The organism is Helicobacter pylori (assembly GCF_009689985.1).
Classification (GTDB): domain Bacteria; phylum Campylobacterota; class Campylobacteria; order Campylobacterales; family Helicobacteraceae; genus Helicobacter; species Helicobacter pylori_CG.
The window spans coordinates 184,764-203,770 of record NZ_QBAW01000001.1 but is presented as its reverse complement, the minus strand read 5'-3'; the positions used below and the strand labels follow the sequence as shown (position 1 = coordinate 203,770).

At 39.7% G+C, this 19,007-nt stretch carries 15 protein-coding genes and 1 other RNA gene; 6 read left to right on the top strand and 10 right to left on the bottom strand.

The genetic code is table 11. The features are described 5' to 3' along the window. Positions 1 to 14: 14 nt before the first annotated feature. Complete coding sequence (gene icd, locus DBU79_RS00995) at positions 15 to 1,292, bottom strand: isocitrate dehydrogenase (NADP(+)) (protein WP_154411267.1); 1,278 nt, start codon at positions 1,290 to 1,292, stop codon at positions 15 to 17. A 198-nt stretch (positions 1,293 to 1,490) separates the two neighbouring features. On the opposite strand from icd, the gene DBU79_RS00990 reads away from it, so the two are divergent. The 5 genes from DBU79_RS00990 (at position 1,491) to lpxE (ending at position 8,182) form a co-directional block, all read left to right on the top strand. Next, on the top strand, positions 1,491 to 2,771 hold the full coding sequence (locus tag DBU79_RS00990) for a citrate synthase (RefSeq protein ID WP_154411266.1): 1,281 nt from the start codon (positions 1,491 to 1,493) through the stop codon (positions 2,769 to 2,771). A 584-nt stretch (positions 2,772 to 3,355) separates the two neighbouring features. Further along, a complete protein-coding gene (sabA, locus tag DBU79_RS00985) occupies positions 3,356 to 5,425 on the top strand; it encodes a Hop family adhesin SabA/HopD (protein WP_154411265.1) in 2,070 nt (689 codons plus the stop codon). Between the two features lie 267 nt (positions 5,426 to 5,692). After that, positions 5,693 to 5,884, top strand: a complete 192-nt coding sequence (locus DBU79_RS07765) for a hypothetical protein (RefSeq protein ID WP_180394869.1) — start codon at positions 5,693 to 5,695, stop codon at positions 5,882 to 5,884. A 137-nt stretch (positions 5,885 to 6,021) separates the two neighbouring features. After that, positions 6,022 to 7,587, top strand: a complete 1,566-nt coding sequence (eptA, locus tag DBU79_RS00975) for a phosphoethanolamine--lipid A transferase EptA (protein WP_154411264.1) — start codon at positions 6,022 to 6,024, stop codon at positions 7,585 to 7,587. A gap of 49 nt (positions 7,588 to 7,636) precedes the next feature. Next, on the top strand, positions 7,637 to 8,182 hold the full coding sequence (gene lpxE / locus DBU79_RS00970; protein WP_229763996.1) for a lipid A 1-phosphatase LpxE: 546 nt from the start codon (positions 7,637 to 7,639) through the stop codon (positions 8,180 to 8,182). Here the strand turns inward: lpxE and nspC are convergent. The 3 genes from nspC to DBU79_RS00955 all read right to left on the bottom strand — a co-directional run bounded on the left by nspC (position 8,179) and on the right by DBU79_RS00955 (position 11,797). Next, positions 8,179 to 9,396 carry a carboxynorspermidine decarboxylase gene (gene nspC, locus DBU79_RS00965; RefSeq protein WP_154411262.1) on the bottom strand — a complete coding sequence of 406 codons (1,218 nt, stop codon included), beginning with the start codon at positions 9,394 to 9,396 and terminating at the stop codon, positions 8,179 to 8,181. The two genes, lpxE and nspC, sit on opposite strands and share 4 nt — an antisense overlap. Further along, positions 9,393 to 10,358 carry a chemotaxis protein CheV1 gene (cheV1, locus tag DBU79_RS00960; protein ID WP_154411261.1) on the bottom strand — a complete coding sequence of 322 codons (966 nt, stop codon included), beginning with the start codon at positions 10,356 to 10,358 and terminating at the stop codon, positions 9,393 to 9,395. The genes nspC and cheV1 overlap by 4 nt, the downstream gene beginning before the upstream one ends. A 98-nt stretch (positions 10,359 to 10,456) precedes the next feature. Next, complete coding sequence (locus tag DBU79_RS00955) at positions 10,457 to 11,797, bottom strand: COG3014 family protein (protein ID WP_180634143.1); 1,341 nt, start codon at positions 11,795 to 11,797, stop codon at positions 10,457 to 10,459. A gap of 176 nt (positions 11,798 to 11,973) precedes the next feature. Between DBU79_RS00955 and ffs the strand changes: the two genes are divergently transcribed. Continuing rightward, positions 11,974 to 12,071, top strand: an RNA gene (gene ffs / locus DBU79_RS00950) — signal recognition particle sRNA small type. A gap of 30 nt (positions 12,072 to 12,101) precedes the next feature. Here the strand turns inward: ffs and DBU79_RS00945 are convergent. From DBU79_RS00945 to dnaG, 6 genes are all read right to left on the bottom strand, one after another. After that, a complete protein-coding gene (locus tag DBU79_RS00945) occupies positions 12,102 to 14,465 on the bottom strand; it encodes a VirB4 family type IV secretion/conjugal transfer ATPase (RefSeq protein ID WP_154411259.1) in 2,364 nt (787 codons plus the stop codon). 1 nt (position 14,466) lies between these two features. Continuing rightward, positions 14,467 to 14,730: a competence protein ComB gene (locus DBU79_RS00940; RefSeq protein WP_100973674.1), complete on the bottom strand. Its 264-nt coding sequence runs from the start codon at positions 14,728 to 14,730 to the stop codon at positions 14,467 to 14,469. After that, positions 14,730 to 15,011: a TrbC/VirB2 family protein gene (locus DBU79_RS00935; protein WP_052917233.1), complete on the bottom strand. Its 282-nt coding sequence runs from the start codon at positions 15,009 to 15,011 to the stop codon at positions 14,730 to 14,732. The genes DBU79_RS00940 and DBU79_RS00935 overlap by 1 nt, the downstream gene beginning before the upstream one ends. A 144-nt stretch (positions 15,012 to 15,155) precedes the next feature. Further along, positions 15,156 to 15,983: a DUF5718 family protein gene (locus DBU79_RS00930; RefSeq protein ID WP_154411258.1), complete on the bottom strand. Its 828-nt coding sequence runs from the start codon at positions 15,981 to 15,983 to the stop codon at positions 15,156 to 15,158. A gap of 90 nt (positions 15,984 to 16,073) precedes the next feature. Continuing rightward, positions 16,074 to 17,126 carry an MnmA/TRMU family protein gene (locus DBU79_RS00925; RefSeq protein WP_154411257.1) on the bottom strand — a complete coding sequence of 351 codons (1,053 nt, stop codon included), beginning with the start codon at positions 17,124 to 17,126 and terminating at the stop codon, positions 16,074 to 16,076. Then, positions 17,123 to 18,802 (bottom strand): DNA primase, encoded by a 1,680-nt coding sequence (gene dnaG / locus DBU79_RS00920; RefSeq protein WP_154411256.1) that lies wholly within the window; start codon positions 18,800 to 18,802, stop codon positions 17,123 to 17,125. The genes DBU79_RS00925 and dnaG overlap by 4 nt, the downstream gene beginning before the upstream one ends. Between the last annotated feature and the right edge of the window lie 205 nt (positions 18,803 to 19,007).

Genomic DNA, 19,007 nt, shown 5'->3' with positions numbered 1-19,007 from the left:
TAAAAAACGCTCTTTCACATGTTTTCAATCATCACGCTAGCGAATTCAGAGCATTTGACTTCTTTAGCCCCATCCATCAAACGAGCGAAATCATAAGTAACTTTCTTGCTCTTAATCGCTTTTTCCATAGCAGAGACGATCAAATCAGCCGCTTCCACCCAGCCCATATGCCTTAACATCATTTCCGCGCTCAAAATAATAGACCCCGGATTGACTTTATCCAGCCCGGCGTATTTAGGAGCGGTGCCATGGGTGGCTTCAAACATGCCCACTGTGTCATTGAGATTAGCCCCAGGAGCGATACCAATACCCCCCACCATCGCCGCTAACGCATCAGAGATATAATCCCCGTTCAAATTCATGGTCGCAATGACGCTGTATTCGCTAGGGCGTAATAAGATTTGTTGCAAAAACGCGTCAGCGATCATGTCTTTAATGATGATTTCTTTACCGGTTTTAGGGTTTTTCAAAGAACACCATGGGCCTTTATCAATGACTTGAGCGTTAAATTCTTTTTGAGCGAGCGCATAGCCCCATTTCATGAACGCCCCTTCGGTGTATTTCATGATATTGCCTTTATGCACAAAAGTTACGCTTGGCTTGTCGTTATCAATAGCGTATTCAATCGCTTTCCTCACTAGCCTCTCTGTGCCTTCTTTGCTAATGGGTTTTACCCCTATGCCGCTGCTTTCAGGGAAGCGGATTTTTTTAACCTTTAATTCATTTTGTAAAAAATGGATGAGTTTTTTCGCTTCCGCACTGCCTTCTTGCCATTCAATGCCCGCATAAATGTCTTCAGAATTTTCTCTAAAAATCACCATATCCACTTTTTGTGGTTCTTTCACCGGACTCGGACTCCCATACCACCTTACCGGTCTCAAGCACACATACAAGTCCATTTTTTGGCGTAACGCTACATTCAACGATCTAAACCCCTCACCAATAGGCGTGGTCAAAGGCCCTTTAATGGAGACTTTATAATGGTTGATCGCTTCAATAGTGTCCGGTAAGAGCCATTGCTCTTCGGGGCTTAATTCCTTATGATCTTTAAATTTTTGATAGCATTTTTCGCCCACAAACACTTCATACCATGCGATTTTTTTCTCGCCTTTATACGCCTTTTGAACCGTGCTATCCACCACTTTAATCATCGCCGGGGTAATATCTGATCCAATGCCATCGCCCTCAATGAAAGGGATAATGGGGTAATTTGGCACATGCAATTTATTGTCTTTAATCGTAATTTCTTCGCCCTCTTTAGGCTTTTGTAAAATTTTGGGGTTGTAAGCCATTGTTTATCCTTTTTCTAAAGTTTGAGTAACTATACTAGCGCAAAAATACTATATAACCCCTAAAAATCTTTTTTGAATGCGTGTTTAAAAGTAGCGGTTGGAAATAACTTGAAAAAACGGAATGTTTTTAAAAGAAATCATTTAATTTTTTGGCTTATAATTAGGAGTTGAATATTATCAAAACTTAAGGGAATCACAATGTCTGTTACTTTAATCAATAATGAAAATAATGAACGCTATGAATTTGAAACGATTGAATGCACTCGTGGGCCTAAAGCGGTGGATTTTTCCAAGCTTTTTGAAACGACCGGGTTTTTTTCTTACGATCCAGGGTATTCTTCTACCGCCGGGTGCCAATCTAAAATCAGCTATATCAATGGCAAAAAAGGCGAATTGTATTACAGAGGGCACAGAATAGAAGATTTAGTCGCCAAATACAAATATGTAGATGTGTGCAGGCTATTACTCACAGGGGAATTACCCAAAAATCAAGATGAAAGCTTGGAATTTGAATTGGAACTACGCCACAGAAGTTTTGTGCATGAGAGCTTACTCAACATGTTTTCAGCCTTCCCTAGCAACGCCCACCCTATGGCGAAACTTTCTAGCGGTGTGTCTATTTTATCCACCCTTTATTCCACGCACCAAAACATGCACACTGAAGAAGATTACCAAACTATGGCCAGAAGAATTATCGCTAAAATCCCCACGCTGGCGGCTATTTGCTATCGTAATGAAGTGGGAGCACCCATTATTTATCCGGACATCGCGCGCTCTTATGTGGAAAATATCCTTTTCATGCTGAGAGGGTATCCTTATAGCCGTTTAAAACACACCACTCAAGGCGAAGCGGAAATCACACCCCTAGAAGTGGAAGCCTTTGATAAAATCCTAACCTTACACGCTGACCATGGGCAAAACGCCTCTTCTACCACGGTAAGGAATGTCGCTAGCACCGGCGTGCATCCTTATGCAGCCATTAGTGCGGGTATTAGCGCTTTATGGGGGCATTTGCATGGCGGAGCGAATGAAAAAGTGCTTTTGCAATTAGAAGAAATCGGCGATGTGAAAAATGTGGATAAATATATTGCACGCGTGAAAGACAAAAACGACAGTTTCAAACTCATGGGCTTTGGGCATAGGGTGTATAAAAGCTATGATCCGCGTGCAAAAATCTTAAAAGGCCTAAAAGACGAACTGCACCAAAAAGGCGTTAAAATGGACAAGAGGTTGAGTGAAATCGCCGCCAAAGTGGAAGAAATCGCGCTAAAAGACGAGTATTTCATTGAAAGGAATCTCTACCCTAATGTGGATTTCTACTCTGGCACGATTTTAAGGGCTTTAAAAATCCCGGTGCGTTTTTTCACACCGGTGTTTGTCATTGGCCGAACCGTAGGCTGGTGCGCTCAGCTTTTAGAGCATGTCAAAAGTCCGCAAGCCAGGATCACACGCCCAAGACAAGTCTATGTAGGGGATTAGGCTTTGTCCTAACAGAGCGTTGGTGATAGTTTTAAGAAACGCTCAAAGCCTTGTTTAAAAGAGTAAGGATCTCACATCAAGCGAGCGATAATCTTTTAATAACCGCATGCAAACGCCCCAAAACTCAAAAATAACCCCACTTTTACAAGCAAACCCTTGAGTTTTTGGGGAAAATGATTGCAAAACCTTTCTATCTCCTTAAGAAAATCCTTTTTACAACAAATCTCAAGCAATCAAATCTCATTTTTTAGAAAAAATCATTTTTATAACAAAATCTAAAGAAAAAATCACTATTACAACCACACCAAACAACCAAAGTTAAAAACCCCCTTTTTTGATAGCCACCCCTATTAAACAACCTCATTTCTTTTAAAATTACCTTTATTGGTTTAATATTTGTTTAGAAACGCTACAAAAACCTTTTTTTTTTTTTTTTTTGAAAGGGCAAAAACGCCTCATTAATATCAAAATCGCATTAATTTATACTATATTAACGAAAGCTTGCGGTATAGAATTACTTAAATATACATTTCCGCAAGATTTACTGACAAAATCAATCTTATTTCAAGAAGTAAAGGAAAAACATGAAGAAAAAATTTCTGTCATTAACCTTAGGTTCGCTTTTAGTTTCCACTTTAAGCGCTGAAGACAACGGCTTTTTTGTGAGTGCGGGTTATCAAATCGGTGAATCCGCTCAAATGGTGAAAAACACTAAAGGCATTCAAGATCTTTCAGATAGTTATGAAAGATTGAACAATCTTTTAACGAGTTACAGCACCCTAAACACTCTCATCAGGCAGTCCTCCGACCCCAACGCTATCAATAACGCAAGGACTAATTTGGATGCGAGTGCGAAGAATTTAATCAATGATAAAGAGAACTCCCCGGCATATCAAGCGGTGCTTTTAGCGCTCAATGCGGCAGCGGGGTTGTGGCAAGTCATGAGCTATGCGATCAGCCCTTGCGGCCCTGGCAAAGACAGCAGCAAAAATGGAGGCGTTCAAACTTTCCACAACACACCAACAAATCAATGGGGAGGGACCACCATTACTTGTGGCACTACTCAATATGAACCAGGACCATATAGCATTATATCCACTGAAAATTACGCGAAAATCAATAAGGCTTATCAAATCATCCAAAAGGCTTTTGGAGCAAGTGGGAAGGATATTCCTGCCTTAAGCGACACCAACACCGAACTTAAATTTACAATCAACCAAAATGGGAGCAATAGCAATAATAATAAAGAAGAAATTGTTACAAAAAATAACGCTCAAGAGCTTTTAAAACAGGCTAGCACCATTATAACTACCCTTAATAGCGCATGCCCATGGATCAATAATGGTGGTGCAGGTGGTGCAAGCAGTGGTAGTTTATGGGAAGGAATATATTTGAAGGGCGATGGGAGCGCGTGCGGGATTTTTAAAAATGAAATCAGTGCAATTCAAGACATGATCAAAAACGCTGAAATAGCCGTAGAGCAATCCAAAATCGTTACTGCAAACGCGCAAAACCAGCACAACCTAGACACTGGAAAGACATTCAACCCCTATAAAGACGCTAGCTTTTCTCAAAGCATGTTCGCTAACGCTAGAGCGCAAGCGGAGATTTTAAACCGCGCTCAAGCAGTGGTGAAGGACTTTGAAAGAATCCCTGCAGCGTTTGTGAAAGACTCTTTAGGGGTGTGCCATGAAAAGGGTAGCGATGGCAATCTTCGTGGCACGCCATCTGGCACGGTCACTTCTAACACTTGGGGAGCCGGTTGCGCGTATGTGGGAGAAACCGTAACGAATCTAAAAAACAGCATCGCTCATTTTGGCAACCAAGCGGAGCGAATCCATAATGCACAAGATCTCGCCTACACTTTAGCGAATTTCAGCAGCCAGTATAAAAAGCTAGGCGAACATTATGACAGCATCACAGCAGCCGTTTCAAGCTTGCCTGACGCTCAATCTTTGCAAAATGTGGTGAGCAAAAAGACTAACCCTAATAGCCCGCAAGGCATACAAGACAACTACTACATTGACTCCAATATCCATTCTCAAGTGCAATCTAGGACTCAAGAATTAGGCAGTAACCCTTTCAGACGCGCCGGCTTAATCGCCGCTTCTACCACCAATAACGGCGCGATGAACGGGATCGGCTTTCAAGTGGGCTATAAGCAATTCTTTGGGAAAAACAAACGATGGGGCGCGAGATACTACGGCTTTGTGGATTACAACCACACCTATAACAAATCCCAATTTTTCAACGCCTCTTCTGATGTTTGGACTTATGGTGTGGGGAGCGATTTGTTAGTGAATTTCATCAACGATAAAGCCACTAAACACAATAAAATTTCTTTTGGCGCGTTTGGCGGTATCGCCTTAGCCGGGACTTCATGGCTTAATTCTCAGTATGTGAATTTGGCGAATGTGAACAATTACTATAAGGCTAAAATCAACACCTCTAACTTCCAATTCCTATTCAATTTGGGCTTAAGGACCAATCTCGCTAGGAATAAGAGAAGAGGCGCTGATCATAGCACGCAACATGGCATGGAATTAGGCGTGAAGATCCCCACGATCAACACGAATTACTATTCTTTGCTAGGCACTACCTTGCAATACAGAAGGCTTTATAGCGTGTATCTCAACTATGTGTTTGCTTACTAAAGTATTAAACCCCTTTTTAAACCCTCTTTTTAGGGGGTTTAATCTTTTTTCGCTGACTTCTCACTCGCTTTTTAATCTTTTCATAAAGTTTTTATTTTTCTAAACTTTTTTAATTTTTTCCACCAAACAAAGTTTTTTGACTTCAAGCGTTAATCATAAAAAATACTCAAAGGCGTTTTTTACAATCTAAATAAAAATTAGCGTTATTCAAGCGATCATTTTTTAATAACCGCATGCAAACGCCCCAAAAGTCAAGGACAAACCCACTTGAAAAGGAAACCCCTAAGCTTTTTAGGCTTAGGGAACGCTCTTAGAAATCAGCGTTTCATCAAAAACACTACCTTAAACCAAGAAAAAGAAATTTCAAGGTATAATAGTTTCCAAGAGCGTTTGCCACTTTTACGCTTCATGGCATGCTCCTTATTTGGATTTGCCCCATATTGCGACTATGGGGCGTGATGAGATCCTACAACAAACACGCTTTAAAGCTCTTAAACGCAACCACCCTAAAAAAAGTGCTTTCCACTTTAAAATAAACCATAAAATCCCCATACCTACGATATAATCCTAAGATTGATTGATTTTAAGGGGCGTGTTTGACATTACCATTTCATCTAAAATTTTTAAAGCCCCTAAGTTGTCTGCAAGCCGGTTTGCTTTATAGCCTTATTTTTGGCGTTTTATACCATTTCCCTTTGTTCGCTTATGTTTATAAAGAAAGCAACCAAGTTAGTTTTATAGCCATGATGGTTGTGGTGCTTTTTTGCGTTAATGGCGCTCTTTTTTTGGCGTTAGGCTTGATCTCTGCTTCTTTGATGCGCTTAAGTGCGGTTGTTTTTAGTTGGCTCAATTCTGTCGCTTTCTATTTCATTAGCGCTTATAAGGTGTTTTTAAATAAGAGCATGATGGGTAATGTCTTAAACACCAACACGCATGAAGTTTTAGGCTTTTTGAGCGTTAAATTATTTGTTTTTATCGTTGTTTTTGGGGTGTTACCCGGCTATATCATTTATAAAATCCCCATCAAAAATTCTTCTAAAAAAGCGCCCTTTTTAGCGATCTTGGCGTTAGTGTTTATCTTTATCGCTAGCGCTTTAGCTAACGCTAAAAATTGGCTGTGGTTTGACAAGCATGCGAAATTCATAGGGGGCTTAATTCTGCCCTTCGCTTATAGCGTGAACGCTTTTAGAGTGAGTGCTCTTAAATTTTTCGCCCCCACTATCAAGCCGCTCCCTCTCTTTTCGCCCAACCATTCTCATTCGTTTGTAGTGCTAGTCATTGGTGAAAGCGCTAGGAAACACAATTACGCCCTTTATGGCTATCAAAAACCCACCACCCCAAGATTAAGCAAACGCTTAGAAAATCATGAACTCACCCTTTTTAACGCCACTTCTTGCGCCACTTACACGACAGCGAGTTTGGAATGCATTTTAGATTCTTCTTTTAAAAACAACGCCTATGAAAATTTGCCAACTTACTTGACTAATGCCGGTATCAAAGTCTTTTGGTATAGCGCGAATGACGGCGAAAAGAATGTTAAGGTTACAAGCTATCGTAAAAACTACGAATTGATTCAAAAATGCCCCAATTGCGAAGCGATCGCTCCTTATGATGAATCCTTACTCTATAATTTGCCTGACCTTTTAAAAGAACACTCTAACGAAAATGTCTTACTCATCTTACACCTTGCCGGCTCGCATGGCCCCAACTATGACAACAAAGTGCCTTTAAATTTTAGGGTGTTTAAGCCTTATTGCTCAAGCGCTGATCTGTCTTCTTGCTCCAAAGAAAGCCTGATTAACGCCTATGACAACACCATTTTTTACAACGACTATCTGCTAGACAAAATCATTAGCATGCTTGAAAAGGCCAAGCAGCCCGCCTTAATGATTTATTTAAGCGATCATGGCGAAAGTTTGGGCGAAGGAGCGTATTATTTGCATGGCATTCCTAAAAGCATCGCCCCTAAAGAACAATACGAGATCCCCTTTATTCTTTATGCCAATGATCTTTTTAAAAAGGAGCATTCCATCATTCAAACCCAAACCCCCATTAATCAAAATACCATTTTCCATAGCGTTTTAGGGGTGTTTTTGGATTTTAAAAACCCAAGCGTTGTTTATCGCCCTTCTTTAGATCTGCTCAAACACAAAAAAGAGTAAAATAACACTCATGAAAAAATTCTTATTTAAACAAAAATTTTGTGAAAGCCTGCCTAAAAGCTTTTCTAAAACTTTGTTAGCACTCAGTTTGGGCTTGATTTTACTAGGTATTTTTGCGCCTTTCCCTAAAGTCCCTAAACAGCATAGCGTGCCTTTGGTGTTTCATTTCACCGAGCATTACGCGCGCTTTATCCCTACGATTTTATCTGTGGCGATTCCTTTAATTCAAAGAGATGCGGTAGGGCTTTTTCAAGTCGCTAACGCTTCTATCGCTACAACCCTCCTCACGCACACCACTAAAAGAGCCTTAAACCATGTAACGATCAATGATCGGCGTTTGGGCGAGCGCCCTTATGGGGGTAATTTCAACATGCCAAGCGGGCATTCGTCTATGGTGGGTTTGGCGGTGGCGTTTTTAATGCGCCGTTATTCTTTTAAAAAATACTTGTGGCTCTTGCCTTTAATCCCTTTAACCATGCTCGCTCGCATCTATTTAGACATGCACACCATTGGCGCGGTGTTGGCCGGGCTTGGTGTTGGAATGTTGTGCGTAAGCCTTTTTACAAGCCCCAAAAGCCTTAATCAAAAGCTTTAATTCCTGTTTTTATAATCTTCATAAGAAAAGCTTTTGAGGATCTTAAAACCTTGCGAATCTATTTTAGCCAGGCTTGGGAGCGGCACGCCATTAAACGAGTTGTTTTTGACAATCGTATAATGGAGCATGTCTTGAAACACGATTTTATCGCCCCTTTTTAAAGGCTTCTCAAAACTAAAGCTCCCCATAAAATCCCCCGCTAAACAAGTAGGGCCGCCTAAAAAATAAGAAAACGCCCCTTGATTTTCGCCCTTTTCCATTTCAATAATTTCTTCATCGTTTTCTACGGAAATTTTAAGGATACTGGGGCGATAAGGCATTTCTAAGCAATCGGGCATGTGAGCGCTAAAAGAAGCGTCTAAGATCGCAATTTCTTGATCGTTTTGAACAATATCTATCACGCTTGCGATTAAAAACCCGCATTGCCACCCTATGGCTTCCCCAGGCTCTAAAATCACTTCTATATCATGATAACGCTCTTTGAAATCCTTAATCGTTTGGATGAGCAAATTCACATCGTAATCGCTCCTAGTGATATGATGCCCCCCACCAAAATTCACCCACGCCATGTTTTCTAAATAGGGCTTGAAATGCCTTTCTACATGCTCTAAAGTCCGGCACAAAGCGTCAGCGTTTTGCTCGCAATGCGTATGGAAGTGCAACCCGCTCACCCCCTCTAAGCCATGCTCTTTCACCCCTTTTTCAAATCCGCTAGGCGTAATCCCTAACCGGCTCATTTTAGAGCATGGGTTATAGATCGCTGGGGTTACTTCGCTATAGAGAGGGTTTATCCTCAAACCCATTTTAATGGGGCTTAAGCCCAAGTTTTCTAATTGCTTGTTTTTGTCTAAAATCCTGTCTTTATAGGTGGCGTATTGGTAAAAAGAGTTGAAAATGATGCTTGTCGCTAGGGGTAAAATCGCGCTCATTTCAGCCTCTTTAAAAGCCGGGCTATAAACGCAAATTTCCTTATGGCTCTCTCGCCCCCCAAATTCTTCAAAAGCGAGCTTAGCCTCATAAAGACCGCTTGCGCAACACCCGTTCAATTTTTGCCTTAAAATCCCAAACTCACGCCAAAACGCATACCCCTTTAAAGCGAGCAAAACCTTTGTCCCGCTTTGTTGGCGCACGATTTCTAAAATCTTAGCGTTTTTTTCTAAGCGTTCGCTCTCTAGCACATAGCAAGGGGTGGGGATAGCGCTGTATTTTTTCATGCTGATTCCAAAAATTGCTTAACCACTCGCTGTATGTCTTTGGGGTTAGATTTGGAGATGAAATCATCGGCCTTTAAACTCCTGGCCATGTCTTCATTAGAGCTCCCGCTCATAGAAGAATTGACCACGATAGGGATTTTTGAAGTTAAAGGATTGTTTTTAACCTGTTTGATCACTTCAAAACCGCTCGCTTCTGGCATTTCTAAATCGGTAATGATAAGACCAATGTTGCTCACATCGGTTGTGGGGTTGAATAAATGCTCTAATAAGGTTTTACCATTGATAAAATCTATATGCTTGACGCCTAGCTTGTCTAAAATCATTTGCATGGTTTTTAAAACGCTTGGGGAGTCATCAGCGAGCAAAACGCATTGGTTAGAATGGATTTTAGAGAGCGTCTCTAAATCGCTGTGTTTTTCATCTTCAATCCAAGGGAACACATCTATAAGCATTTTTTCAATATCCACCACTTGCACCAAGCGCCCGTCAAAATAGCGCGTGCGGCTCACGAGTTTGTTATTCCCAGCAGATCCCCCTAGCCCAGTGCTTTGCTCCATTTCAGTCCATTTCTTGCTCAAAATCCTATCCGCTTCATAGATCCTAACCCCTATGGTCCAGCGAGAAAACTCACAAATCATAACAATATCGTCTTCGCCTTTTTCTTTTTCTATCCTGTAAGGGCGTAAATCCTTGCTTTTGTTCTGGCTGTCATAATAAAACCATTTTTTCATATCAATCAAGGGAATGGTGAGCTCTCTTATAATGATTAGCCCCTCAACGAGCGAATTGTTTTCGTGGCTGATGATGGTGAGATTGCCATGGTATTTCACCACTTCACGGATCTTAAAGACATTGACCGCATACAAATCCTTGTTTTTACCCAGCCTGAAACACAACAATTGCAACTCGTTATTTTTATGCAAACTCGTAACTTGATCAATGCCCGCTAAACTATCAGCCATGACTTCCCCTTAATTTAGGTTTTCGTATCGTTTTATAATTATATCGTGTTTGTGTTTAATGCCAACGACACTTAAAAACTATCTTTGGGGTTTTGGAATCATTTTAAATGACTCAAAACAAACCCGTTTTTAAAACTGCGGATGTATAAAATATTATGGCGGTTAGAGCAAAAGATTTGTGGGGCTGTTACAAACCCAGAAAGCAATTCCCTAGCGTCAATGACTTTAGGGTTTTCAAGCGATCTTTTACAAGGCTTTAAGGAAAACGAAAAAGCGTCAATAGAATCAGCTCGAACTTCATAATTTTCAAAAGCTTTGTTTTTGATACGCATAAGATAGATTTTATGGGCAAAAATGCTCGTGTTTCTGGTGTCTGCAAAGGTGCTCACACCCGAATACAACGAAGTTACTAGCCCTCCAACAAACCCCAAATAATAGTTCGCTACCGCTTGCATGCCCACCTTAAAAGTAGCCGATAGAATGGCTCTAGTGATAATATAGGGCAATTGCTTCCTAAATTCGCTAGCGACCACCGCATCTATTGAGGCTAAAGTGTCAAAGGGCGTTACTTTTTCTCCATCTTTGAGAGTGAAATTTTGATAAAACGCTTCCCCTTTTTCTAGCTTGGGCAAGGCTATACTCACATTATAAACCGAATCAATCATAAAAATAGGCACATCAATTTTAAATTCGCTTTTTTGCGGCTCTTTACCATCTTCAATGATGATCCAAGTGAAATGGCTCCTGTTAGGGTTTTTGAAAAAAACCAAGTCTTGAGCCACGAAAGGGCTTTGACTGATCCCATAGGCTTCATTAAGATAGCCTAACCCCTTATTCTTATCCCCATTTAAAGCGTAAAACAACCCTGAAAGATACGAAACCGCTGGGTTAAGCAAGCCTTGATAAGCTTCGTATTTGTCTAAATTAGAATAGGTGTTGTTTAAAATCTCGCTCACTTCTACCCTAGAGCGTTCCATATTGATATTGTGCTTTTTGCTAGAATCGATCTCTTTAATGGCTTTTTGAACTTCCTCATAATAAAATTCTTTAGCCCTGCGTTGGCGTTCATTCGCACGGTTGAATTGCACCCTAGCTTTCGTGCTATCGTTTAAAAGCATGTAGTCTATCGCTTTGTAATAATTGATTAAAACGCCCTCATAAATATTCCCCCCATAAGCGCGCACATTATCATTAATCATGGTAGCGCCCACATAACCAGCCCCTCTTGTGAAAGCGCTTTGGGTTTTATCAAAGCGTTGCTCGGCTTGATCTAATACCCCTAAAGAAGTCTGGTAATCTCTGGCGTATAAAGCGCTCAAGCCGTTTTGCAAGTCCCATAAAAGAGCGTTCTTTTTTTTCTTAGTGAATTGTTTAGAATATTCATAAGCTTGTTTAGGGCTTTCTTCATAATAGAGCGTGTTAAAATGTTCTAAGTCCATACGATAGCCTATGCAACCTGTTAATGATATTCCTAAAATTACCGACATCAACAGAACGAATATTTTCAATCTAACCCTTTTAATTTTTTTGCTTGTTTGCTTGACTAATTTGAGCGTATCATAACATTTTTAATGAAAACATAAGCTTTCTATGGTTAAAATGATCCCCAAGCTCTTATTTAGACCTATGCAATAGGACTTTAGGGTAACGCTTCAGGGTAGGAATACAGCAGAGTCCCCTAATTTCTTGTGTGCCTTAGCCATCTGAATAGGAGTGTTTCAAAATGATATTAACTTTTTTAAACTAGCTCTTCAAAAGTTTTTCACGCCACTCTGTAGGGTAGTCTTTTTGTAACGCTTTCACTTTATTCACATGACTAGAATCCGAATTAAAGATTTTCAAATAACGCCCCAAGCCCTCCAAACTCACATCAATCATGTTGGAACTCCCGTTACCCAGATTTTTGACTAAAACCTGCCTGGCATACAAAGGGGTGTTTTCTAAAAAAGAAATTTCAGTCTCGCTCAAAGGCACATTGAAATTGTGTTTCAACTCCCTAGCGTTTTTTTGCGGATACAAAATGAGAGTCCCCATGTTGCTTAAAAAACTATGGGCGTTTTTAACCCCGCTTAACTGGTAAATATCTTGCAAGGCCAACACCACCACGCCATTAGCTTTTCTGGCTTGCGTGATTAAAGCGTTGATTTTAGTGTTCAACAAATCGTTTTCCACATAGGATTTAAACTCGTCTAAAAAAACCAAAAAACCGCTGTCGTTTTTCCTGGATTCTTCTAAGATTTTATAAAACAAATAATAGGCTAAAAGCCCTAAGTCTTTAGGGTTTTGGGTGATAGCGTCTAAGTTGATTACATTTAAAAAAGCGTTGGAATTGAACGCATCATTCAAAGCGTTAAAAAGGGGGTTATTCAAATACGGCTCCAAACTCAAGCCCAATTGGTTAGATGAGGTTCTTTTAAGCGTTTCTTTAAAGTCTAGCAAACTAAAGGCTTTAGGGTATAAGGTCTCATAAAGGCTCTTAATCGCTCCAGAAACCGCATTCATGTCTTCCAAGGCTTCTTTATCCTTTGAAGGGGCAAGATCAAACATGCTCAAAAAAAAGGATTGCAAAAATTCTAGATTCTGTAAATTAGGCTCTAAACAAAAGGGGTTGATGCTAAAAGATTGGCCGTCATGGTAATGCCCTTTAAAAAATTCGGTGAAAGAATACAGCCCTTGCATCCTGTCAAAGGCTAAAAGGTGCATGTTTTGGTATTTCAAAGCGCTCATCATTAAAAAGCTAATCAGCGTGCTTTTACCGCTTCCGGTAGCCCCTATGATTAAAGTATGCCCATTCACTCTAGCGACTTCTTTAGCGTTGTTGTGGCTCACTTCTTGGTTGTGGAAATTGAATAGAAAAGGGGAATAATCCAAATTTTTAAACACGCTCAAAGGGCTATTCCCCCATGAATTAGCCTTAAAGCCTAAATTTTGCCTTTCAAACACCATCAAACACGCTAGGGCTTTAGAAGTTAAAAAACGCAAGCGGTGGTTTAAATGGATGCGTTCAGGGAAAAAGGAAAAATACCCCCCTTTCAAGCCAAAAGTTTCTATAACGCCCACTAAGTTTTCTTTAAATAAAAGCCCTAAAATTAAGCTGGTTTGAGTGTCTAAATCCTCTAAACTAGGGGCTTTGATAAGAATGTTTAGGGCGAATTTTTGCATGGATAGGCGTTTGGTTTTGACTAATTCTTGGTATTCTAAAAGCTCGTTTTTAACGAGATTGGACATGCTAAACTTGGCCCTCTCTTTTAAAAAACTCAGCGTTTTATGCACGCTCATAGGCTCTATGGAAAAGATAATATCTAAAGGTGTTTCTTGGTATAAAAGTGCTCCCACCGCTATGGAGGTGATGCGTTCGCTCTCATAAGCTTTTATGCCAATCAAGCGGTTGTAGGTTTTTTGGTTAAAGCTTTCTTGAATGAAATAATCTTTTTCAAAAGTGATGGAACTAGCGATATAGCTGTCGCTCAAATACCCCCCTACTAGGGGTTTTAAAGGGAGATCAAACCCGTTAATGTATTCTGCATAAAAATTCAAAACCTCTTTAGAGCTTAAGAATTTGGGGGCATAATTTTTGAGCTGGATTTCTAGGCTTTTTAAAGTTTCTTGTAAAAAATGCGCTTTATAAGAGAGAATATCCTTAAAATTTTCCCTATTGGCATGCATGAGAGATTTTTTCTTATGCTCTAAAACACCTTGTAAAGAGTGCGTGCTTTCTAAAACTAAAAAATACTGATTCTCATACACTTCTTTATTTTCAAATTGATTCAAAATCGCTTGCAAGTATTGAGAATCAGATTGAATGCTTTGTTGGTGATCAATTTTACGCCTTTTAACCACCAGGCGCGCCACGACTTTTTCTAAAGAATCCAACGCCATTTGGCGCTCAGTGAAAAGATCTTGCAATTGCTCTGTGCTTAAATGGGTGTAACTCACCCCCTCTAAACGGAGGATACCCACTAGGTTTTCGTTTTTAGTGAGTAAAAAATGCTCATCATACAAGCCTAAAATATTGTTTTCTTCGCTCATAGAATAGCTTTTAGGCAAAACCCCTAAAAAATAGTTTGAAACTTTTTGTTTGATAGCGCCTAAAAGCTTTTCTAACATCCTACGCTCTATAAGATTTGGTTTTAGTCTTTATTTTGCTTTTAGCCACAATAATATCTGCAATGTCTTCATCAAAAAATTCCAACACGCTAAAGAGCGCTAAAAACCCTAAATACAATAAAAAAGCGCTCAATAAATCAATCCAAGGGAGCAAAACAAAAGGCACAAAAACAGAAATCAAATAAGATTTAGCGTTCAGCCATAAAAATTTTTCTTTAACCGAAATTTCACGCAAATTCTTCACGCTCGCTGAGAGGATAATCATTAAAAAACTCCCATAAACCAATTCGCCAAACTCGGGGCTTTAAAGAATAAAAAAATCCCAAACACCACGCCAAGGATCGTGAATAAAATCTCTTTCCACCGGTCTAAATTCCTCCACACATAAATAGCGATCCCTATGAAAATCACCATTAAAATCCCCTTAGCGATGGGGCTTTTGAGCTGGGCTTCTAGGGCATTAAAAAACCCTTCTAATCCTTCAGCGAACAAACTTGAAACGCACATGCCTACTAAAAAAATGATTTTTAAAAAATGAGCGGACATCAAAACCCTTTTGTTTAATTTTAATTAACTTTATACGGCTTTATTATCTCAAAAAAACCATTAAAACTCCCTAAAAGGGGTCAAAAAGGGTGGCTTTTATCTTTAAAAGGGTAAAAAAGCAAAGTTAAAGAGGTAAAAGCCTTACTATTCTACGATTTGATAGACATAAGAAAGATTAGCGTGTTCTTTGGTTTGTAGGGCGTCTTCTTCTAAGAGATTTTGAATCTTTTCAAAACTATATTGCAAATGGTTGTAAGCAACAATCGCCACCTCATCGCCTTTTTGCAAAAAATGCTCTTGCGCAAAGGGCATATAAGGGGTAGCCCCTATCGCAAAAATCATTTTAGTGGGGAAATTATGGCGCTCTAAAAACGGCCTTAGAGCTTCTAAAGAATCGCCATCTTGTTGGTAATTGAGCCTATCTTTGATCCAATCTAGCAGTTTCTGGTAGAAAAACTCGTATTTGAGCAATTTGCTGTTTTCCCCATAAATGTGCCAAACATTATTGTATTTCAAAAAAGACGCGATAGAAAAATTGTTACACACCCCCCCATAAGCAAACCTGTCAATGGGCAATTTCTGCCCTATACCTTTAGAAGCTGGTGAAAAATTCTTTTTTTGGGAGAGTTTTGTGGCGTCTAAATTACGCACAGAAGCGTCATTAAACGCCATGAAAAAATTAGGCACAAGCTTGGTAACAAAATGTTTCTCATCGTATTTAACATCGCATTCTAAAGCGATTTCTGGCTCTGCTTGCACCCTTAAATCTGGATCGTTAGGCAAAATAATCTTATGGTTATCAATGCAACAACGCCCCAAATAGCAATTCTCATATGGGATATAAAAAGGGAATAATCCCTTAGGGGCGTCCTTTTCTTCGCTTTTCATGTTAATAAAACTATGACTCTCTCCTGCTTGCTCCAAATGCCCTGCAAAATTCCCCACCACACCAAAACCTAAAAACTCTTGCATGCAAACCTCCTAAAAAACAGCCTAACACTGATTAGAGCTTTTTTCATTATAGCATAAAAGAAAATCCCTAAAACTCTCAAAAACTCCCTTTCAAGCAAACAAATACTCTCTAGCACTCTCTTTATCCAAAGGGTAAAGCTCGCACTTTTCATCCCCTATTTGAATGAGATAAGCTTGATTTTTTAAAGTCTTAGCATAGCCTAAAGCGATACGGCCGGCCAATTCTTTATCTTCTTGGCTGGCGTTTTTATCCACTAAACTCAAAGGGCCTTTACAACTTAGCAATTCAATCTTATCCATTAAGGGGTGCTCAATGTCTAGCTTATGGTTTTCTTCTTCATTCCTTGCCACCACCAAACGAGCGTTATTGGGTAAGACAAAATAACGCCCGTTTTTGACAATCACGCTGTCTTCAAACACCATTTCTCTGTATTCTTTCAAATTCTTAATCTTATTACTCACTTGAATGTCCGTAAGCAAACACCCACCACCTGGCTTTTCATAATATTTCAAGCCGTAATCTTTGATCATTTGCAATTGCCTGCTTCGCCCCCTACCGCTCACATCTAAAAGTTTTTCTCTATCAACCCAGCCCTTTTTTTCCATGAAAGTAGGCTCTAAGAGTTTCGCGCTCATGGGCCGTAAAAGCAACTCGTCTAAAAATTGCGGTTTCTCACCGCTTGCTTGCGTTCGGTCTAAAATAGGATCAAAACGCGCCTCTTCGCCCACCTCTCTGACTAATTTCCTCACCTGATTGAGCGCTTCTTTCCTTTGGGATTTAGGGCGTTGCCCCAACACTTCTCCGCTCAAAACAAAATCCGCGTTCAATTCAAGCATTTTATAAAAAGCGTTCCTAAACATGTTGGCATGGCAATCAATGCAAGGGTTGAAATATTTCCCATAGCCGTATTTGGGCTTGAACAACACATCGTTAAAAAACTGCTCTCTAATATCGCACACCAAGAGCTTAGCCCCGATTTGCGCAGTGGCGTTTTCAAAATACTCTCTTTTATCTTTATTCCCCCCAAACCCTATATTAAAGTGCAAAGCGGTTACCTCAATGCCTTGATCAATAAGCAATTTCATAGACAACAAACTATCCAACCCCCCACTAAATAAGGCTAAAGCTTTTATTGTTTTCATATGGCGACTAATTCTCCTTGTTTTAATTTCATAATGGCTTGGCGAGCCTTTTTTAAAAAGATCATTTTTTGGCTAAAAGGGAGCGAGCTTTTAGGGATTTCTTTGAGTTGCCGCTCAAAATAGCGCAAAATCAACAAACGCAATTCCTTTTCAAAACCCCCTTTTTTTAGGGGTAAATTCGCATCTAATAATAACGCAACTAATTTAGGGTCGTCCAATTTTTCTTGACACAAAGCGTCAAATTCTTGTTTTTTATGCAAGAATACCCCACTATGGATATAACCCACCGCCAAATCCAACAAGTTTCTGTCTTCTAAAAGATAGCGGATCACTAATTTTTCTAAAAATTCCAAACTGAGCGTGCTAGGAGCATTAACCAACTTTTGAGCGTGATTGGGTTTTTCTGTTTTGGGGTAAAAAGGCTGAAAAGAGGCTCGCTCTCTAATCCCTAAAACATGCAAAGGCACTTGCAAAAGAGAAGCGATTAGGGGCTTGTATTCGCTTTGTAAAAGCAAGGAAAAGTTTTTTAAAAACCCTAACATTTCTTTAAGGGCCTTATCTTTTTCTAAAGGATCGTCTAAAAGATAGGAATTTGCCATGTGCCTTAAAACAAATTCAATAAAAGCCATGGGGCGCGATAGCCAATTTTTTAAGGTTTCAATCTGGCCATTAGCGATCATATCCGCTGGATCCAGGTTGTTTTCAAAGAGAATCACCCCCCCCCTCCTTTGCTCTTTAGCCAGCATCAAGCTCGCTTTATAAGCTGCGTTTCGCCCTGCTTTATCCCCATCATAGCTCAAAAGAATTTCTGGCTCGCCTTTTTTAAGCAAGGGCAAATGCGATGGCGTTAAAGCTGTCCCAAGCGTGGCTATGGCGTTTTTAAAACCCGCTTGGTGCAATAAAATCACATCCAAATACCCCTCTGTTACAATGACTTGCTTTTGTTTGTAGATGTATTCTTTAGCCAAATGATAGCCATAGAGCAAACTGGATTTATCAAAAAGCTTATTTTGGGGCGAATTGATATACTTGGCCGCTTTTTCTTTTAAGGTGCGCCCTCCAAAACCCACCACTTGAGCGCTAGGGCTATAAATAGGGAACATGATACGATCCAAAAAACGCAAATAGGTTTTATCCTTTTTATCGCTCTTGCCCAGCACGCCTAATTCAATCAGTTTGTCCTTATTCAAGCCTTTATTTTCAATGCCATAATCAATTCTATTCGTGCATAAGCCTAATTTAAACGCTCTTATGCTCTCTAAGCTAAGCCCTCTTTTTTGCAAATAATTCAAAAAAAACGGGGCGTTAAAAAGCTCTTCTTGATACAACGAGCTCACCATTTCTAAAAGGTGGTAATCTTCTTTATGATCGCAATAAACGCCTTTGTCATACTCTAAAGCCACATTGAATCGGTGGGCTAATTTCTCTAATGCTTCCACAAACGAAAGCTTTTCAAACTCCATCACAAATTTAATGCTATCCCCGCTCGCTCCACACCCAAAGCAATGGTAAAACCCTTTAACTTGATTGACGCTAAGACTCGCGCTCCTTTCTTCATGAAAAGGGCAACAAGCCATGTAATTAGAACCTGATTTCCTCAAATCCACATAAGAGCTAATGACTTCTACAATATCTATCGTTTGCAAAAGGCGATCAATGGAACTTTTAAGAATCATTTTTTGCTTTCTTCATCTTGCTTTCTTGTTTTAACTCGCTTGAATGAATTATACTCAATAAATAAAATCTTTGTTGATAACGCCCCCTTTTCTAATCCTTATATTTTTAAACTAATGAAACTTTATACAAATAGACTTAATAATCCTTATAGTTATATTATTAGCTTTGTTTTTATGGCTTGACTTATCCCTAAAAATGCGCTAT